Origin of the sequence: Saliniramus fredricksonii, assembly GCF_900094735.1 — a bacterium.
GTDB classification, from domain to species: Bacteria; Pseudomonadota; Alphaproteobacteria; order Rhizobiales; family Beijerinckiaceae; genus Saliniramus; species Saliniramus fredricksonii.
Map to the genome: position 1 here is coordinate 138805 of NZ_FMBM01000003.1, position 15167 is coordinate 153971.

Below are 15167 nucleotides of genomic sequence, written 5' to 3' on the forward strand. Positions count from 1 at the left end.
CTTCTGCTTGCGACTTGCCTTGATCTCCGCCATCTGCCACAGGAACGGCAAATGCGCGTTGCCGCCAGACGAGGTGCCCCATGACCAGCTTTCCCGACCGGACCCTGATCGCCGACATGACCGCCAAGATGCTGCTGGAAGTGGAGGCCGTGCATTTTCGCGCGGATGAGCCGTTCCGCTTCACCTCCGGCTGGGCGAGCCCGGTCTATATCGATTGCCGCAAGCTGATCTCGTTTCCCCGCGTGCGCAACACGCTGATGGATTTCGCCGCTTCCGTGATCCTGCGCGAGGTCGGTTTCGAGACACTCGACGCGATCGCTGGTGGCGAGACGGCGGGTATCCCCTTCGCCGCCTGGATCGCCGACCGTCTGTCGATGCCGATGCAATATGTGCGCAAGAAGCCGAAGGGTTTCGGGCGCGACGCCCAGATCGAGGGCCATTACATCGAGGGCTCACGCGTGCTGCTGGTGGAAGACCTCACCACGGACGGGCGCTCCAAGATCAAGTTCGTCGATGCCATGCGCAAGAGTGGCCTGATCGTCGAGCACGCCTTCGTGGTCTTCCACTATGACATTTTCCCGCAGACCAAGGACATGCTGCGCGAGAACGGTGTCGCCATGCATGCGTTGGCCACCTGGTGGGACGTTCTGCGCGTGGCGCGCACGATGGAATATTTCGACGTCAATACGCTCAGCGAAGTCGAGACTTTCCTCAACGAGCCGGCAAAATGGTCGGCGGCCCATGGCGGCGCCTCGGAATTGCCCAGCAACTGATCTGGCGATCATCGGGAGCGTTGGTGCGGACGGCGGGAATCGAACCCGCATGACCGAAGTCGAGGGATTTTAAGTCCCTTGCGTCTACCAGTTCCGCCACGTCCGCGTGTGCCAGATCCGAATCTGCACCGGCAATGCTTGAGGAAGGGTTAGCCGGGGGCGGCGGGGAAGGCAAGCGGCTTGATACGGGCTCGCCCCCCGCGCCCGCGCCCTCGCGCGGCTGGTCCTTGCCTCTCTCAGAACCGGCTCTCGATCAGCGATTCGTCATGCGCATCGCCCTCACCACGCCGGCGGGCGGCATCGCGCAGCATGCCGATCACGTCTTCCGGGCGCTCGGCCACGAGATAATTCAGCTCCATTCCTGCACGGATGAAGCCGCTCTGGCGCATATGGGCGAGCAGAACCAGCAGCGGCTTGTAGAAATCGGCGACCGAGAGCATCAGGATCGGCTTGCGGTGGCGACCGAGCTGGGCCCAGGTCATCTGTTCGACCAGTTCTTCCAGCGTGCCGATCCCGCCGGGCAGGGCAACGAAGGCATCGGCTTTCTCGAACATCATCTGCTTGCGGGTATGCATGTCGGAGACGACGATGGTATCCTGAACGCCGGAAAGCGTGCGCTCCTTGTCCATGAGGAAATCGGGAATGATTCCCGTGACATGGCCGCCGTGATCGAGTACCGCGCGGGCGACCGTCCCCATAAGCCCGACGGCACCGCCGCCATAGACGAGGCCGATATTTTCCGCAGCCATGGCGCGCCCGAGCGCCTTCGCCGCCTCGGCAAAGGCCGGATCGCTGCCGGAACCGGAGCCGCAATAAACACAGATGGAGCGGATGGTATTCATCATTTCGTCCGTTTTTGTCCCAAGTTTGGCCCAACCATTGCATTTAGCCGTTTTCAGGCCTTGCCGAACCGTGTAAACCCTTGCCGTCTACGCGTATTTTTGCGCCGCAACGGATTGGCGCAACCGCATTGGAGACCGCGCCGTGATCTTTGGTCTGTCTCGTACCGTCTTCTTCGCCGGGCTCATCGCCACTGCCGGTGCAGCGGGCGGGCTCTGGTATGTCATGAGCGAGGATGAGCGTAGCGCGCCCGTCGCGCAACGGGAATCTGTGACCAGGCAGGATGCCGCGCCGTCGCAGGCCGAGGTGCGGGCGCCTGCGGACCAGACGGCGCAGGTCGAGGCGGAGCGGGAAGCGATCGAACCGGGACCATCCAACGAGCCCGCTGACCGGGCGCGGGCGACAGGTGAGACCGATGCGCAAGCCACTCGCGACGGCATTGAAGGCGTGCCACAAGACGCTGTCTCGCAAAGCGATGCCGGCACCGCGCAGATCGAAACACCGATCGAGGAGAATGTCACCGCCCTCGGCGATCCCGCCGCTCCGGCGCCGGAAGCGGAGCCGGAAAACGGGCAACCGCGCCTGCCGGCCTTCGATACGGTCCGCGTCGAGCCCACGGGCGAGGCCGTCATTGCCGGGCGGGATGCGCCGCAGGGCGAGGTGGCGTTGCTGCGCGACGGCGAGGTTTACGACGAGACCTATGCCGGCCCGTCAGGCGCCTTCGTCTTCATTCCCGAGCCGTTTCCGGTCGGCACCAGCGATGTCGCGCTGCGCGCCACCGATGCGGACGGCAATGTGCTGATGTCGCGCGAAAGCGTCACCATCATCGTCGATGCCGATCGCTTGCAGATGCCGATGGTGGCGCTCACGGCGCCCGGGCGTCCCACCGAAGTGCTATCGCGTCCCGAACCGGCGCAGGTTGCAGAGGTCGCCGTGCAGGAAACGACGTCCTCCGAAGCACCGGCGGAAGTGCGCGCGACCCGCGACGCGGTCGAGCCCGATGACGTTGCCGGGTCGCCCGAAGAAAGCGATGCCTCCGGGGCGGATGTCGCACAGCAAATGCCGCGCGAGCCCGGTACTGCAGAGACGGCCATGCCCGAAAGCGACGCAATGGCGACCGACGAAACAGAGACGACGGTCGCCGCAATCGATCCGGACGCCGATAATACGGCGCAGCCCGTCGCTGCGCGTCCCGGGGTGCGCATCGTCGCCGTCGAGGCCGAGACCGGGGGCGGGCTCTTCGTCTCCGGCGAGGCTGATGCGCAGGCGGCGATCCGGCTCTATCTGAACGATACCCTGGTCGCTCGCGCCGAGGCCGATGACGCCGGTGGCGTTTCCTTCGCCATCAGGCGCGGTGTGCGGGCCGGGCGCTATCAGGTGCGGCTCGACGACGTCGATCCGGAGACCGGCACGGTGCTGTCACGCGCCGAGGTCGGATTCACCTTCCCCGAAGCGGTGGCGGCGGCGCAGCCGGAGCCGCAACCGGCTCCCGCTGCAGAAGCACGCGCGCCGACGCCTCCAGCCGTGCAGGCTGGCGAGGCCGAGCAGGCCGGATCCCCGTCAACCGCGCCCGAGGCAACAGAGGCTGAAATCGCCGAGGCTCAGGACAGCGCGGCGCGCGAGCCGCAACGCCAGGCCGAATCCGCCGACGCGTTGCCTGGCACCGCCACCGAAGCCGAATCGCCTCCCGAGGCGCCGGCAACCGTCGCGGAGCGCCCCGAAGCGACGGTGGTCGTTCCGGAATTGTCCACCGCCTCGGTCGAGCGCGGCGACAGTCTGTGGCGCATCAGCCGGCAGGTCTATGGGCGCGGCATCCGTTATACCGAGATCTTCGAAGCCAATCAGGATCAGATCCGCAATCCGGACCTGATCTATCCGGGCCAGGTCTTCGTGTTACCGCCGGATGCGGAGGCGGCGCAGGATGGCCCGGAAGCGCAGGCCCCCGCCGCGCAGTGACGCCTCCCCTTCTCATGTGGCCGCCTGACGCTATCTGATGGAGACCGTTCCAGAACCGCGCCGGAGGCCGCCGCATGAGCACGCGTGATCGCGAAGCAAACCGTTTTTCAGCACGCGCGAGCCGCTATGCCCGCGTGGGTGCCAATGTCGGCGCGGTCGCTGCGCGTGCCGCAGGATCGCGCCTGTTCGGGACCAGGGGGCAGGCCAATCCGGAAAACGCCGCGGCTCTCGCCCAGGCGCTGGGCGGCCTCAAGGGGCCGATCATGAAGGTGGCGCAGCTGCTCGCCACCATCCCGGAAGCGGTGCCGCCGGAATACGCGGCGGAATTGCAAAAGCTGCAATCGGAAGCCCCGCCCATGGGCGCCGCCTTCGTCAAGCGCCGCATGCAGACGGAGCTCGGCGCGGGATGGCGCGAACGCTTCGGCGAATTCGACCTCAAGCCCGCCGCCGCAGCCTCTCTCGGCCAGGTGCATCGCGCCACCACGAAGGACGGCGAGCCGCTGGCCTGCAAGCTGCAATATCCCGACATGCAATCCGCCGTCGAGGCGGATCTGCGCCAGCTCGGCATGGTCTTTGCCATCCACCGGCGCATGGACCCGGCCATCGACACCCGCGAGATCGCCACGGAAATCGGCGAGCGGGTGCGCGAGGAACTCGATTACGCCCGCGAAGCCAGGCATGTCGCGCTCTATGACGACGCCCTCCGGGGCGTCGATGCCGTGCGTGTACCGTCAGTGCATCTCGATCTTTCCACAAAGCGCCTGCTGAGCCTGGGCTGGCTCGAGGGCAAGCGCATTCTCGAATACAAGGAGCATCCGGTCGAGATCCGCAACCGTCTCGCCATCGCCATGTTCAAGGCCTGGTGGCACCCGTTCAGCCATGCGGCAGTGATCCATGGCGATCCGCATCTCGGAAATTACACGGTGTTCGAGGAAGCCGGCGAACCGATGGGCATCAATCTGCTCGATTACGGCTGTATCCGCATCTTCCCGCCGAAATTCGTCAGTGGCGTCGTCGATCTCTATCGCGGGCTCCAGCATGATGACCGCGAGCGCACGGTGCATGCCTACGAGACCTGGGGCTTCAAGGGGCTGACCAACGAGCTGATCGACATTCTCAATATCTGGGCGCGCTTCATCTACGGTCCACTGCTCGAGGATCGCGTCCGTACCATCGCCGATGGCGTGAAACCAGGCGAATACGGGCGCCGGCAGGCCTTCGAGGTGCACCGGGCGCTCAAGGAGAAGGGCCCCGTGACGGTGCCGCGCGAATTCGTCTTCATGGATCGCGCCGCAATCGGGCTGGGCGCGGTCTATCTGCATCTGCGCGCGGAACTGAATTATCATCAGCTGTTCGAAGAAGAAATCGCCCGTTTCGACATCGAAGCCCTCGCGCAGCGGCAGAACGCGGCACTTGCGCGCGCGGGCCTGGAGCCCATGCCGGCGTGACACACCGAACCGGGATTTGCGATCTATCCTGTCGAAAGCCACACTTGCGCTGCATCAATGGATTGCGAGACGCGCCCGGTTGGGCTAAAGCCGATGGACAGTTTCAGTAGGAAAAACAGGACATGGCTGCCATGGCGGATACGAACCGTCGTCCGACGGAGGAATACAGGCCCGAGATGGATGGGGAAATCCACGAGAAAACCTATGACGGGTTCGTGGAATTCACCACTCTGTCCACGCTCGTCGTTTTGTGCTGGGTGCTCGCGCTCGCCCTGGGCGGGATCAAGGGCGCCTGGGTCGCCGCGATCGTCTATGTCGTGCTCTCGAGTGTGGCCGGGGCCATCGGCGCCGTATCGCGCACGGTTGCCTGGAAGGCGCCGGCAGCCGTGTTCGGGCTCATGATTCTTCATTTTCTGGTGATCTGAACGCCGGCCGCTCCATTCGCATCGTCTTGCATCCTGGCAGGGGTGCGCCATATGGGGCGGAGCAGGACGAGCGGGCGAATCGGGTGTGGGAAGATGATGAAGAGCATCGGGAAACGGTGCCTGTTGCGAATGTCGCGGGGCGGTCTCCGCCAGCGGCGGCAGAGGGGATGGGGCGCGTAACGCAGATCCGGTAGCGGCACCGACAGCAGGACGTGCACGCCTCACCGGCATCGGACGTGACGCTGCCTGCCGGTCCCGGCTCAATGCGAGGGGGGTATTGCATGCGTATCGCCGTACTCACGGAAACCGAGGCGAACGAGAGCCGGGTTGCCGCGACACCGGACACGGTGAAGAAGTTCAAGGCGCTCGGCGCGGATGTCGTCGTTCAGGCCGGAGCGGGCCTGACTTCCGGCGTCACGGATGCCGATTACGAGGCGGTCGGCGCGACGATTGCGGCGAGCCCCGGCACGGCGGCTGATGGTGCGGATATCGTGCTTGTCGTGCGCCGCCCGGAAAGCGCCGTGATCGAGGTCATCAAGGAAGGCGCCATCGTCGTCGCCATCATGGACCCGTATGGCGCGCAGGATGCGCTGGCCGAGATGGCCGGGCGCAACATTGCCGGTTTCGCCATGGAGCTGATGCCGCGCATCACCCGCGCGCAGGTCATGGACGTGCTTTCCAGCCAGGCCAATCTCGCCGGCTATCGCGCCGTGATCGACGCCGCGGCGGAATATGGCCGCGCCATGCCGATGATGATGACCGCAGCCGGCACCATTCCCGCTGCGCGCGCCTTCGTCATGGGGGCCGGCGTCGCCGGTCTGCAGGCGATCGCCACGGCACGCCGCCTTGGCGCCGTCGTCTCCGCGACCGATGTGCGCCCTGCGGTGAAGGAACAGGTCGAGAGTCTCGGCGCCAAGTTCATCGCCGTCGAGGACGAGGAGTTCAGACAAGCCGAGACGGCAGGCGGTTATGCCAAGGAAATGTCGGCGGAATACAAGGCCAAGCAGGCCGAGCTCGTCGCCGCCCACATCGCCAAGCAGGATCTCGTGATCACCACCGCGCTGATCCCGGGTCGGCCTGCGCCGGTCCTGATTGATCGCGCCATGGTCGAATCCATGAAACCCGGTTCGGTGATCGTCGATCTCGCGGTCGAGCGCGGCGGCAATTGCGAATTGTCCGAGCCGGGTGACGTGATCGAGCACCAGGGCGTCAAGATCGTCGGCCATCTCAACATGCCCGGTCGCCTCGCCGCGAGCGCTTCGTCGCTCTACGCCAAGAACCTCTATGCCTTCGTCGAGACGCTGATCGACAAGGAGGCCAAGGCGATTGCCGTGAACTGGGAGGACGAGCTCGTCAAGGCGACGCTCCTCACCCGTGACGGCGCGATCGTCCATCCCAATTTCAAGCCGGACGCGTGAGCGCGGCAGCATAAGGACAGAGGGGGGAAACGATGACGGACCTCACTCCCGAACAGGCGCTCGAACGCGCACAGGCGGCGGCGGAAGTCGCTCGCGAGGCGGCGGATGCGGCGCAAGGCTATGCCGATTCGCTGGCGGCTGCCGCGACGGTGGCCACGGGTGGCGGCGTCGATCCGACGGTGTTTCGCATCGCGATCTTCGTGCTCGCCATTTTCGTCGGCTATTACGTGGTCTGGGCGGTGACGCCCGCTTTGCACACGCCGCTGATGTCGGTGACCAACGCGATTTCCTCGGTGATCGTGGTCGGCGCACTGCTCGCCGTGGGCATGCCCGCCGCTGCCGCGATGACCGATAGCGGGGCCGGCTGGGGCGCACAGGTCTTCGGCTTCCTCGCCCTCGTCATGGCCTCCGTGAACATCTTCGGCGGCTTCCTCGTCACCCAGCGCATGCTCGCCATGTACAAGAAGAAGGGCTGACGGGATGAGCGCCAATATCGCAAACCTGCTTTACCTCGTCTCGGGCGTCCTTTTCATTCTGGCGCTGCGCGGCCTGTCGCATCCGACCACCTCTCGCCAGGGCAATGTCTACGGCATGGTCGGCATGGGGCTGGCTGTGGCCACGACGCTGGTCTATGCCAATCCCTCTCTCGGTGGCTGGCTGCTGGTCATCATCGGGATCGCCATCGGTGGCGGCATCGGTGCGGTGATCGCCCGGCGCGTGCCGATGACGGCGATGCCGCAACTCGTCGCCGCCTTCCATTCGCTGGTCGGCATGGCCGCGGTGCTCGTCGCGGCGGCCGCGCTCTATGCACCGCAGGCCTTCGATCTCGGGGCACCCGGGAGCATTTCCGGTGTCACCCTGTTCGAGATGGGGCTCGGCTGCGCCATCGGTGCGCTTACTTTCACCGGTTCGGTCATCGCATTCCTCAAGCTCGATGGTCGCATGTCCGGCAAGCCGATCATGCTGCCGGCGCGCCATGCGATCAATCTCGGCCTCGGCATCGCCATGGTGCTGTTGCTCGCGATCTTCATCGCCACCGAGAGCGCCGTCGCCTTCTGGCTGATCGTCCTCGTCGCGCTGGCGCTGGGTGTGCTGCTGATCATCCCGATCGGCGGTGCCGACATGCCGGTCGTCGTCTCGATGCTCAACTCCTATTCCGGCTGGGCTGCGGCGGGTATCGGCTTTACGCTGGGCAACCTGGCGCTGATCATCACCGGCGCGCTGGTCGGCTCGTCGGGCGCGATCCTCTCGTATATCATGTGCAAGGGCATGAACCGCTCCTTCATCTCGGTGATTCTCGGTGGCTTCGGCGGCGAGAGCGAGGCAGCGGCAGCGGGCGGCGTCGAAACGCGGCCCGTCAAGAAGGGATCGGCGGATGATGCGGCCTTCATCATGAAGAACTCCGCCAAGGTCATCATCGTGCCGGGTTACGGCATGGCGGTGGCGCAGGCGCAGCACACCCTGCGGGAGATGGCGGATCTGCTGAAGGCGGAAGGTGTCGAGGTCAAATACGCCATCCACCCGGTGGCGGGCCGCATGCCCGGTCACATGAACGTGCTGCTGGCCGAGGCGAACGTGCCTTACGACGAAGTCTTCGAGCTCGAGGATATCAACGGCGAGTTCGCCCAGGCCGATGTCGCCTTCGTGATCGGCGCCAACGACGTGACCAACCCCGCCGCCAAGACCGATCCGCAATCGCCGATCTTCGGCATGCCGATCCTCGATGTGGACAAGGCCAAGACCGTGCTTTTCATCAAGCGCGGCATGGGTTCGGGCTATGCCGGCGTCGAGAACGAGCTGTTCTTCCGCGACAATACCATGATGCTGTTCGGCGACGCCAAGAAGATGGTCGACGAGATCGTCAAGTCGTTCTGATCGCAACCGTGATATCGCCGGGCCCGCGAGGCCCGGCGCATCGATTCGGTGCGGGAGACCAGCATGGCCGATGCGCGCAATCGCTACGCATGGCGCCCGATGGCGCATGCCGATCTTCCAGCCGTATTCACTCTCTCGAAGCAGATCCACCCGGCCTATCCGGAGCGCCCGGAGATCGCACGCGAGCGCCGCGCCCTCGCCCCGCAATGGTGCCGCGTTCTAGCCGCCGGCGCCGAGCTTCATGGCTACCTCCTGGCCCATCCCTGGCGCCGTGGCGCCCCGCCCGCCCTCGATAGCCTGATTGGCGCACTGCCCGATGATCCCGATTGCCTGTATATCCACGACCTTGCCATCGCCCCCCAGCGGCGCGGCAAGGGCGATGCTGCGGCAATCCTCGCGACCTTGAAGCGCGAAGCCTTCGCCCGTTACCCGGTGATCGCACTGATCAGTACCGGCCCCGCCACCGGCTTTTGGCAAAGGCATGGATTCGCGACCCGCCCAATCGCGCAGCCGGCGGTACTCGCAAGCTATGATCCGCAAGCCCTCTACATGGAGCATCCGCGCCCATGACGAGCGCCCGGCACGTCACCTCTTCGCAAGCGCCTCGATGATCACGAAGGCCTGCGCCATCGGCGGCTCGTCCGTGAGGCTGACATGGACATGCGCCTCATGGCCTTCCGGGATCAGCGCCGCGAGCCGCTCTGCCGCACCGCCTGTCAGTTCCAGCGTGGGGCGGCCCGCCGCATCGTTGACCACCGCGATATCGCGCCAGAACACCCCCTCGGCAATGCCGGTGCCGAGCGCCTTCACCGCCGCTTCCTTCGCGGCGAAACGGCGCGCATAGCAGGGGCCGGGATTGACACGCGCCTCGCAGCGCGCCCGCTCGCCCTCGGTGAAGACGCGATGCGTGAAGCGGGTGCCATGGCGCGCGATCGAGGCTTCGACGCGCCGGATATCGCACAGATCCGAGCCGATCCCGACGATCATGCGGATTGCCCCGATCGTGCTTCATCCATCGCCGCACGCATGGCGCCGATCGCCTCGGGCAGCCCGCCGAAGATCGCCTCGCCGATCAGGTAATGGCCGATATTGAGCTCGACGAATTCCCCGATCGCCGCCACCGGGCCGACATTCTCCGTGGTGAGCCCATGGCCCGCATGCATTTCGAGCCCGATCGCAGCCCCATGCGCTGCCGCGCGGCGCAGCCGTTCGCGTTCGCTTGCGATACCGGCGTCGTCGCCGGCGAGCCAGAGTTCCGCATAACGTCCCGTATGCAATTCGACCACCGGCGCGCCGAGCGCGCGGGCGGCATCCATGACGCGCTCCTCCGGTTCGACGAAGAGCGAGACGCGGCAACCCGCATCCGCGAGCGCCTTGATCGCATCGCGCAAGGCGTCAGGGCGCGCATCGAGATCGAGCCCGCCCTCGGTCGTGCGTTCCTCACGCTTTTCCGGCACGAGACAGGCGGCGTGCGGGCGCAGGCGCGTGGCGATCGTGACCATCTCGTCGGTCACGGCCATTTCGAAATTGAGCGGTCTGGCGATCTCTGCACGCAGCCGCTCCATGTCGGTATCGCGGATGTGCCGGCGATCCTCGCGCAGATGCGCCGTGATGCCGTCGGCCCCGGCCTCGATGGCCAGATGCGCCGCGCGCACCGGATCGGGATGGGGGCCACCACGGGCGTTACGCACCGTGGCGACGTGATCGATATTCACACCCAGACGCAACCTGCCGCTCGCCATGACCGCTCACCCTCCTCGATCTCCACCGTCGCATAGCGCAAAGCGCCACGCCGCGAAAGCACCCGCCGCCGCGTCCGATGACGCATCGAAACGATGACAGGCGCAGCCGACACGCCTAATCTGTCGCGCAAGGCGACGAATAACAATGTCCCGCGAGCCGGTGTCGCATCACCGCAGGAGATCGCGGGCCGCATGGGAGAGCCGTAATGAGTGATTTGCACGATGAGGGCATGCGCGTGCGGCGCAAGGTGCTCGGCGACGCGCATGTGGATCGCGCCGAGGCGCGCAAGACCGGTTTCGACGCACCGTTTCAGGATTTCATCACCCGCTCCGCCTGGGGCATGCTCTGGACGCGCCCGGAATTCACGCCGCGTGAGCGCTCGCTCGTGACGATCGCCCTGCTCGCTGGCCTGGGCAATGACGAGGAGCTCGCCCTGCATCTGCGTGCCACGCGCAATACCGGGGCGAGCCGCGAGGATGTGCGCGAGGCGCTGATGCATGTGGCGGTTTATGCCGGGGTGCCGCGCGCCAACCACGCACTGAAGATCGCGAAAGAGATCTTCGCGGCGATGGATGCGCAGGAGGCGGATTCATGAGCTATACCGAACGCGATACCTCCCGCCATCCGCCGGCCCTGACGCCGGCTTACAAGTCGAGCCTGTTGCGCAGTCCGCAAAAGCCGCTCGTCGCCCTCCCCGCGACCCTGTCGGAACTCACCGGCCCGGTCTTCGGTCACGAGATCATCGGCCCGCATGACGCGGATCTGACCATGAACCATGCCCGCTCCGGCTACAGCGCGATCGGCCCGCGCATCATCGTGCATGGCCGTATCCTCGATGAGGACGGGCGCGGGGTGCCTGATGCGCTGATCGAAATCTGGCAGGCCAATGCCGGCGGGCGCTATCGCCACAAGCGGGACGGCTACCTCGCGCCTCTCGATCCCGATTTCGGCGGCTGCGGGCGCACCATCAGCGACGAGCAGGGCGCCTATGCCTTCCGCAGCATCCAGCCCGGCCCCTATCCCTGGCCGAACCGGGCCAATGACTGGCGCCCCGCCCATATCCATTTCTCCGTCTTCGGCCACGCCTTCGCGCAGCGCCTGATCACGCAGATGTATTTTGCGGGTGATCCGCTGATCGGCCTGTGCCCGATCGTCAACACCATCCCCGACCCTCAGGCGATCAATTCGCTCACGGCCCGGCTCGACATGCGCGCCACCCAGCCGATGGACGCCATCGCCTGGCGTTTCGACATCGTCCTGCGCGGGCGCCGCGCCACCTTCTTCGAGAACCGTCCGGAGGGCTCCTGATGCATGATCGACCCGATTACCTGAAGCAGACCCCCTCGCAGACGGCGGGGCCGTATCTCCATATCGGCTGTACCCCGCGGGCAGCCGGGCTCGACTGGCCGCATGCGGATCTCGGCGCCATCATGATCAGCGACGAGACGCGCGGCGAGCGCATCAGCGTCACCGGTTGCGTGCATGACGGGATGGAGGCGCCCCTGCGCGACGCGCTCATCGAGATATGGCAGGCGGATGCGCAAGGCATCCATCCCGGGCGCGGCGATCCGCGCGGCAATGGGGACCCGTTCTTCACCGGGTTCGGGCGCTGCGCCGCCGATCCGCAGACCGGCGAATTCCGCTTCGAGACGATCCGCCCCGGCGCGGTTTCGGGACCGGGTGGCACGCTGATGGCGCCGCATGTCAGCCTGTGGATCGTTGCGCGCGGCATCAATCTGGGCCTGCATACGCGCATGTATTTTCCACAAGATGATCTCTCCGGCGATCCGGTGCTCGCCCGAATCGAGCATCGCGCGCGCATCACGACGCTGATCGCGCAGGAAGTGGCGCCGGGCGCATACCGTTTCGAGATTTTTTTGCAAGGCCCGCGCGAGACCGTGTTCTTCGATATCTGACAGGGATTTGGTCCGTCACGCGCCATTCCGGTAGAGGCGCGATCGGCCTCGTCATGCGGGACGCCCGATTGACTCGCCCCTTTCCATGTGGCCCCTTGCCGTGGTCGGCGCCCTTTCGGGCCCAACAGGGAAACCGGTGCGAGACCGGTGCTGCTCCCGCAACTGTAATCGGTGAGCCCGTCCGAAAGCCACTGGTGCCCCGCGCACCGGGAAGGTGGACATCGCGGTGATGACCCGAGAGCCAGGAGACCTGCCGACGTGAAGCAACCCTGATCGACGAGGGCGGGAGTCCTCGTGGGAGAATAATGATGAACAAGTTCCTCACGGCGCTCGTCGCCGCTTTCCTGCTCGCCATGCCGACCAGCATCGTCACCCCGGTCAAGGCGCATGACGGCGGGGATGTCTACCAGTCCGGCGAGATCATCGTCAGCCATCTGTGGACCCATGCCACCAGCGCCACCTCGGATGCGATCGAGGTCTATCTGACCATCGACAATACCGGCCTCGAGGGCGATGAACTCATCGCCGCGACCACGCGCTTTACAGGTCACGGCAGGCTTCAGGCCCCGGCCTTCGAGAACGGTGCCCTGCGTGTCGTCGAGGCGCCGACGCTCGAGATCGCCCCCGGCCAGACCATCAGCTTCCAGCAGGGCGGCATCACGCTGGTCCTGCCCAACGTCCAGCGCGTGCTGCGCGAAGGCGATCATTTCGACATCGTGTTCGAATTCGCGAATGCCGGCGCGATCACCGCCGAGGTCGGCGTCGAGGCGCCCGTGGGAGCCGATGACCACGATCATGACGACGATCATGATCACAACGGCGACACGAAGAGCTGAGCCATTTCGAAGCGGCGCGGAGCGGGCAGCCCTCGGTTGACATCGCCCCGCGCTCCGTTAGACCATTGAACAAGCCGACGGTGCCGCGCTTTCGGGCGCGGCTTTCAAGGGAATGCCGGAAGGATGTGCGGGCCTCGTCCCGCCATATCCGTGCCGGAGCTGCCCCCGCAACTGTGAGCGGCGAGCTTCCAGCGTGAACCACTGGCCCATGGCCGGGAAGGAGCTGGCGGCGACGACCCGTGAGCCAGGAGACCTGCCGTCGCCTGCATTGATGATCGATCCGGGCGGGGTGCACCGGGGGAAATGATCGGCTGACGGGGCGCAGGTCCGTTGCCGGACGCGAATGCCGGGCTCACCCGGCCTTCGAGGTTTGGACACGACACCATGAGCCAGGACGATACGCGCGGCACCGATGCCGCCCCTGAAACGACATATCAGCCAGACACGCGCCCGATCCTCCATGTCTGCCTCACCTGCCGGCAGCGCGACGCCGAGGGTCAGATCATCGAGACGGAGGGGCCGCGCGCCGGGACGCGCCTCCATGACAATCTCGCCGCCGCCCTGCCGGATGACGCCCCCTTCGTGGTCAGGGGCGTCGAATGCCTCTCAAACTGCAAGCGCGCCTGCACCGTGGGGCTGACCAGCCCGATGCGCTGGAGCTATGTCTATGGCGATCTCGATCCGGTCGGGAGCATCGACGACATCATTGCCGGCGCCACGCTCTATGCCGGCACCGATGACGGTATCGTGCCCTGGCGCGAGCGCCCGCAGATCTTCCGCAAGGGGTGATCGCCCGGATCCCGCCCTTCCCGCTTTCATCTTCCCATTCCGCCGCGCCCGCCGCCAACCCGGCCCGCGCCAGCGAGGACCAATCTGCATGAGCAACGCTTTCGCCCCTTCGGTCAGCAAGACGCCCGTCACCATCATCACCGGCTTTCTCGGCTCGGGGAAGACGACGCTGATCCGCAATCTGATGCAAAACCCGCAGGGCCTGCGGCTTGCCGTGATCGTCAATGAGTTCGGCGATGTCGGCGTCGACGGAGACATCCTGAAATCCTGCGCCGACGAGAACTGTCCGGCGGATTCGATCCTCGAACTCGCCAATGGCTGCCTGTGCTGCACCGTCGCCGATGATTTCGTACCCACCATCGAAGCACTGATGAAGCTGCCGCAAAAGCCCGATCACATCGTCATCGAGACGTCGGGCCTTGCTTTGCCAAAACCCCTGCTCAAGGCCTTCGACTGGCCGGATCTGCGTTCGCGCATCACCGTCGACGGGGTCATTGCGGTCGCCGATGCCGAGGCGGTGGCTGCGGGGCGTTTCGCGGCCAATCCCGAAGCGGTGGAGGCCCAGCGTCTCGCCGATGAGGGTGTCGATCACGAGACCCCGCTCTCCGAGCTTTTCGAAGACCAGATTTCCTGCGCCGATCTCGTCATTCTCAACAAGGCCGATCTCGTCGATGCAGATGCCATGGCGCGCGCCCGGGCCATCGTCGAGAAGAAAGCGCCGCGTCCGGTGCCGATCCTCGAAGCCAGCGAGGCCAGGCTCGATCCGCGCGTGCTGATCGGGCTCGGCAAGGCGGCGGAGGACGATCTCGCGGCGCGGCCCTCGCATCACGACGATCATGATCACGAGCATGATCACGAGGATTTCGAGAGCATCATCGTCTCCCTGCCGGAGGGGCTCTCGCCCGATGAGATCGTGGCACGCGTCGAGCGTCTCGCGCGCGAGCAGAACATCCTGCGGGTGAAGGGCTATGTCGCGGTGCCCGGCAAGCCGATGCGGCTCCTCGTCCAGGGTGTCGGCGCGCGGGTGCGCACCCAGTTCGACCGCCCCTGGGCGCCGCAGGAAGAACGTGCCTCGCGGCTCGTCGTGATCGCCGAGCATGATCACATCAACCGCACGGCCATCGAATCCGTGCTCAACGGCTGAGCGG

At 65.8% G+C, this 15167-nt stretch carries 17 protein-coding genes, 1 tRNA gene and 2 riboswitches; of the genes, 14 read left to right on the forward strand and 4 right to left on the reverse strand.

Annotated features, from left to right (window positions below):
- The first annotated feature begins 80 nt into the window (after positions 1 to 80).
- Positions 81 to 773, forward strand: coding sequence for an orotate phosphoribosyltransferase (locus GA0071312_RS17965; protein WP_074446411.1), 693 nt, complete (start codon positions 81 to 83; stop codon positions 771 to 773).
- A gap of 21 nt (positions 774 to 794) precedes the next feature.
- Here GA0071312_RS17965 and GA0071312_RS17970 read toward each other — a convergent pair.
- Together GA0071312_RS17970 and GA0071312_RS17975 are read right to left on the reverse strand one after the other, a co-directional pair.
- Positions 795 to 879, reverse strand: a tRNA-Leu gene (locus tag GA0071312_RS17970).
- A 130-nt stretch (positions 880 to 1009) separates the two neighbouring features.
- On the reverse strand, positions 1010 to 1615 hold the full coding sequence (locus GA0071312_RS17975) for an LOG family protein (protein ID WP_074446589.1): 606 nt from the start codon (positions 1613 to 1615) through the stop codon (positions 1010 to 1012).
- 142 nt (positions 1616 to 1757) lie between these two features.
- Here GA0071312_RS17975 and GA0071312_RS17980 point away from each other — a divergent pair, with 142 nt between their 5' ends.
- From GA0071312_RS17980 to GA0071312_RS18010, 7 genes are all read left to right on the forward strand, one after another.
- On the forward strand, positions 1758 to 3569 hold the full coding sequence (locus tag GA0071312_RS17980) for a LysM peptidoglycan-binding domain-containing protein (protein ID WP_074446412.1): 1812 nt from the start codon (positions 1758 to 1760) through the stop codon (positions 3567 to 3569).
- A 74-nt stretch (positions 3570 to 3643) separates the two neighbouring features.
- The gene (locus GA0071312_RS17985; RefSeq protein WP_074446413.1) at positions 3644 to 5017 is read left to right on the forward strand and encodes an ABC1 kinase family protein; all 1374 of its coding nucleotides are present in this window, start codon (positions 3644 to 3646) and stop codon (positions 5015 to 5017) included.
- 131 nt (positions 5018 to 5148) lie between these two features.
- The gene (locus tag GA0071312_RS17990) at positions 5149 to 5442 is read left to right on the forward strand and encodes an aa3-type cytochrome c oxidase subunit IV (protein ID WP_074446590.1); all 294 of its coding nucleotides are present in this window, start codon (positions 5149 to 5151) and stop codon (positions 5440 to 5442) included.
- 281 nt (positions 5443 to 5723) lie between these two features.
- Positions 5724 to 6860, forward strand: coding sequence for a Re/Si-specific NAD(P)(+) transhydrogenase subunit alpha (locus tag GA0071312_RS17995; protein WP_074446414.1), 1137 nt, complete (start codon positions 5724 to 5726; stop codon positions 6858 to 6860).
- A gap of 32 nt (positions 6861 to 6892) precedes the next feature.
- A complete protein-coding gene (locus GA0071312_RS18000; protein ID WP_074446415.1) occupies positions 6893 to 7336 on the forward strand; it encodes an NAD(P) transhydrogenase subunit alpha part 2 in 444 nt (147 codons plus the stop codon).
- 4 nt (positions 7337 to 7340) lie between these two features.
- On the forward strand, positions 7341 to 8735 hold the full coding sequence (locus tag GA0071312_RS18005) for an NAD(P)(+) transhydrogenase (Re/Si-specific) subunit beta (protein WP_074446416.1): 1395 nt from the start codon (positions 7341 to 7343) through the stop codon (positions 8733 to 8735).
- Positions 8736 to 8798: 63 nt separating this feature from the next.
- Positions 8799 to 9305, forward strand: a complete 507-nt coding sequence (locus GA0071312_RS18010) for a GNAT family N-acetyltransferase (protein WP_074446417.1) — start codon at positions 8799 to 8801, stop codon at positions 9303 to 9305.
- Between the two features lie 15 nt (positions 9306 to 9320).
- On the opposite strand, the gene acpS is transcribed toward GA0071312_RS18010, so the two are convergent.
- Positions 9321 to 9722 carry a holo-ACP synthase gene (gene acpS / locus GA0071312_RS18015; RefSeq protein ID WP_074446418.1) on the reverse strand — a complete coding sequence of 134 codons (402 nt, stop codon included), beginning with the start codon at positions 9720 to 9722 and terminating at the stop codon, positions 9321 to 9323.
- A complete protein-coding gene (locus GA0071312_RS18020; RefSeq protein WP_074446419.1) occupies positions 9719 to 10477 on the reverse strand; it encodes a pyridoxine 5'-phosphate synthase in 759 nt (252 codons plus the stop codon). The genes acpS and GA0071312_RS18020 overlap by 4 nt, the downstream gene beginning before the upstream one ends.
- A 206-nt stretch (positions 10478 to 10683) precedes the next feature.
- On the opposite strand from GA0071312_RS18020, the gene pcaC reads away from it, so the two are divergent.
- The 6 genes from pcaC (at position 10684) to cobW (ending at position 15163) form a co-directional block, all read left to right on the forward strand.
- A complete protein-coding gene (pcaC, locus tag GA0071312_RS18025) occupies positions 10684 to 11073 on the forward strand; it encodes a 4-carboxymuconolactone decarboxylase (protein ID WP_074446420.1) in 390 nt (129 codons plus the stop codon).
- Positions 11070 to 11786 (forward strand): protocatechuate 3,4-dioxygenase subunit beta, encoded by a 717-nt coding sequence (pcaH, locus tag GA0071312_RS18030; protein ID WP_074446421.1) that lies wholly within the window; start codon positions 11070 to 11072, stop codon positions 11784 to 11786. The genes pcaC and pcaH overlap by 4 nt, the downstream gene beginning before the upstream one ends.
- Positions 11786 to 12394 (forward strand): protocatechuate 3,4-dioxygenase subunit alpha, encoded by a 609-nt coding sequence (gene pcaG / locus GA0071312_RS18035; RefSeq protein WP_074446422.1) that lies wholly within the window; start codon positions 11786 to 11788, stop codon positions 12392 to 12394. Before pcaH ends, pcaG begins: the two co-directional genes overlap by 1 nt.
- 88 nt (positions 12395 to 12482) lie before the next feature.
- A riboswitch (cobalamin riboswitch) is annotated at positions 12483 to 12667 on the forward strand.
- Between the two features lie 35 nt (positions 12668 to 12702).
- Positions 12703 to 13230 (forward strand): copper chaperone PCu(A)C, encoded by a 528-nt coding sequence (locus GA0071312_RS18040; protein WP_165604073.1) that lies wholly within the window; start codon positions 12703 to 12705, stop codon positions 13228 to 13230.
- 61 nt (positions 13231 to 13291) lie between these two features.
- A riboswitch (cobalamin riboswitch) is annotated at positions 13292 to 13505 on the forward strand.
- Between the two features lie 109 nt (positions 13506 to 13614).
- Positions 13615 to 14019 carry a DUF1636 family protein gene (locus GA0071312_RS18045; protein ID WP_074446424.1) on the forward strand — a complete coding sequence of 135 codons (405 nt, stop codon included), beginning with the start codon at positions 13615 to 13617 and terminating at the stop codon, positions 14017 to 14019.
- A gap of 88 nt (positions 14020 to 14107) precedes the next feature.
- On the forward strand, positions 14108 to 15163 hold the full coding sequence (cobW, locus tag GA0071312_RS18050) for a cobalamin biosynthesis protein CobW (RefSeq protein WP_074446425.1): 1056 nt from the start codon (positions 14108 to 14110) through the stop codon (positions 15161 to 15163).
- Positions 15164 to 15167 lie beyond the last annotated feature (4 nt).

Bases quoted from the DNA above. Each gene is read 5' to 3' on its own strand.
- GA0071312_RS17965 (WP_074446411.1), top strand. From the start codon at position 81: ATGACCAGCTTTCCCGACCGGACCCTGATCGCCGACATGACCGCCAAG.
- GA0071312_RS17975 (WP_074446589.1), bottom strand. From the start codon at position 1,615: ATGAATACCATCCGCTCCATCTGTGTTTATTGCGGCTCCGGTTCCGGC.
- GA0071312_RS17985 (WP_074446413.1), top strand. From the start codon at position 3,644: ATGAGCACGCGTGATCGCGAAGCAAACCGTTTTTCAGCACGCGCGAGC.
- GA0071312_RS17990 (WP_074446590.1), top strand. From the start codon at position 5,149: ATGGCGGATACGAACCGTCGTCCGACGGAGGAATACAGGCCCGAGATG.
- GA0071312_RS17995 (WP_074446414.1), top strand. From the start codon at position 5,724: ATGCGTATCGCCGTACTCACGGAAACCGAGGCGAACGAGAGCCGGGTT.
- GA0071312_RS18000 (WP_074446415.1), top strand. From the start codon at position 6,893: ATGACGGACCTCACTCCCGAACAGGCGCTCGAACGCGCACAGGCGGCG.
- GA0071312_RS18005 (WP_074446416.1), top strand. From the start codon at position 7,341: ATGAGCGCCAATATCGCAAACCTGCTTTACCTCGTCTCGGGCGTCCTT.
- GA0071312_RS18010 (WP_074446417.1), top strand. From the start codon at position 8,799: ATGGCCGATGCGCGCAATCGCTACGCATGGCGCCCGATGGCGCATGCC.
- acpS (WP_074446418.1), bottom strand. From the start codon at position 9,722: ATGATCGTCGGGATCGGCTCGGATCTGTGCGATATCCGGCGCGTCGAA.
- GA0071312_RS18020 (WP_074446419.1), bottom strand. From the start codon at position 10,477: ATGGCGAGCGGCAGGTTGCGTCTGGGTGTGAATATCGATCACGTCGCC.
- pcaC (WP_074446420.1), top strand. From the start codon at position 10,684: ATGAGTGATTTGCACGATGAGGGCATGCGCGTGCGGCGCAAGGTGCTC.
- pcaH (WP_074446421.1), top strand. From the start codon at position 11,070: ATGAGCTATACCGAACGCGATACCTCCCGCCATCCGCCGGCCCTGACG.
- pcaG (WP_074446422.1), top strand. From the start codon at position 11,786: ATGCATGATCGACCCGATTACCTGAAGCAGACCCCCTCGCAGACGGCG.
- GA0071312_RS18040 (WP_165604073.1), top strand. From the start codon at position 12,703: ATGAACAAGTTCCTCACGGCGCTCGTCGCCGCTTTCCTGCTCGCCATG.
- GA0071312_RS18045 (WP_074446424.1), top strand. From the start codon at position 13,615: ATGAGCCAGGACGATACGCGCGGCACCGATGCCGCCCCTGAAACGACA.
- cobW (WP_074446425.1), top strand. From the start codon at position 14,108: ATGAGCAACGCTTTCGCCCCTTCGGTCAGCAAGACGCCCGTCACCATC.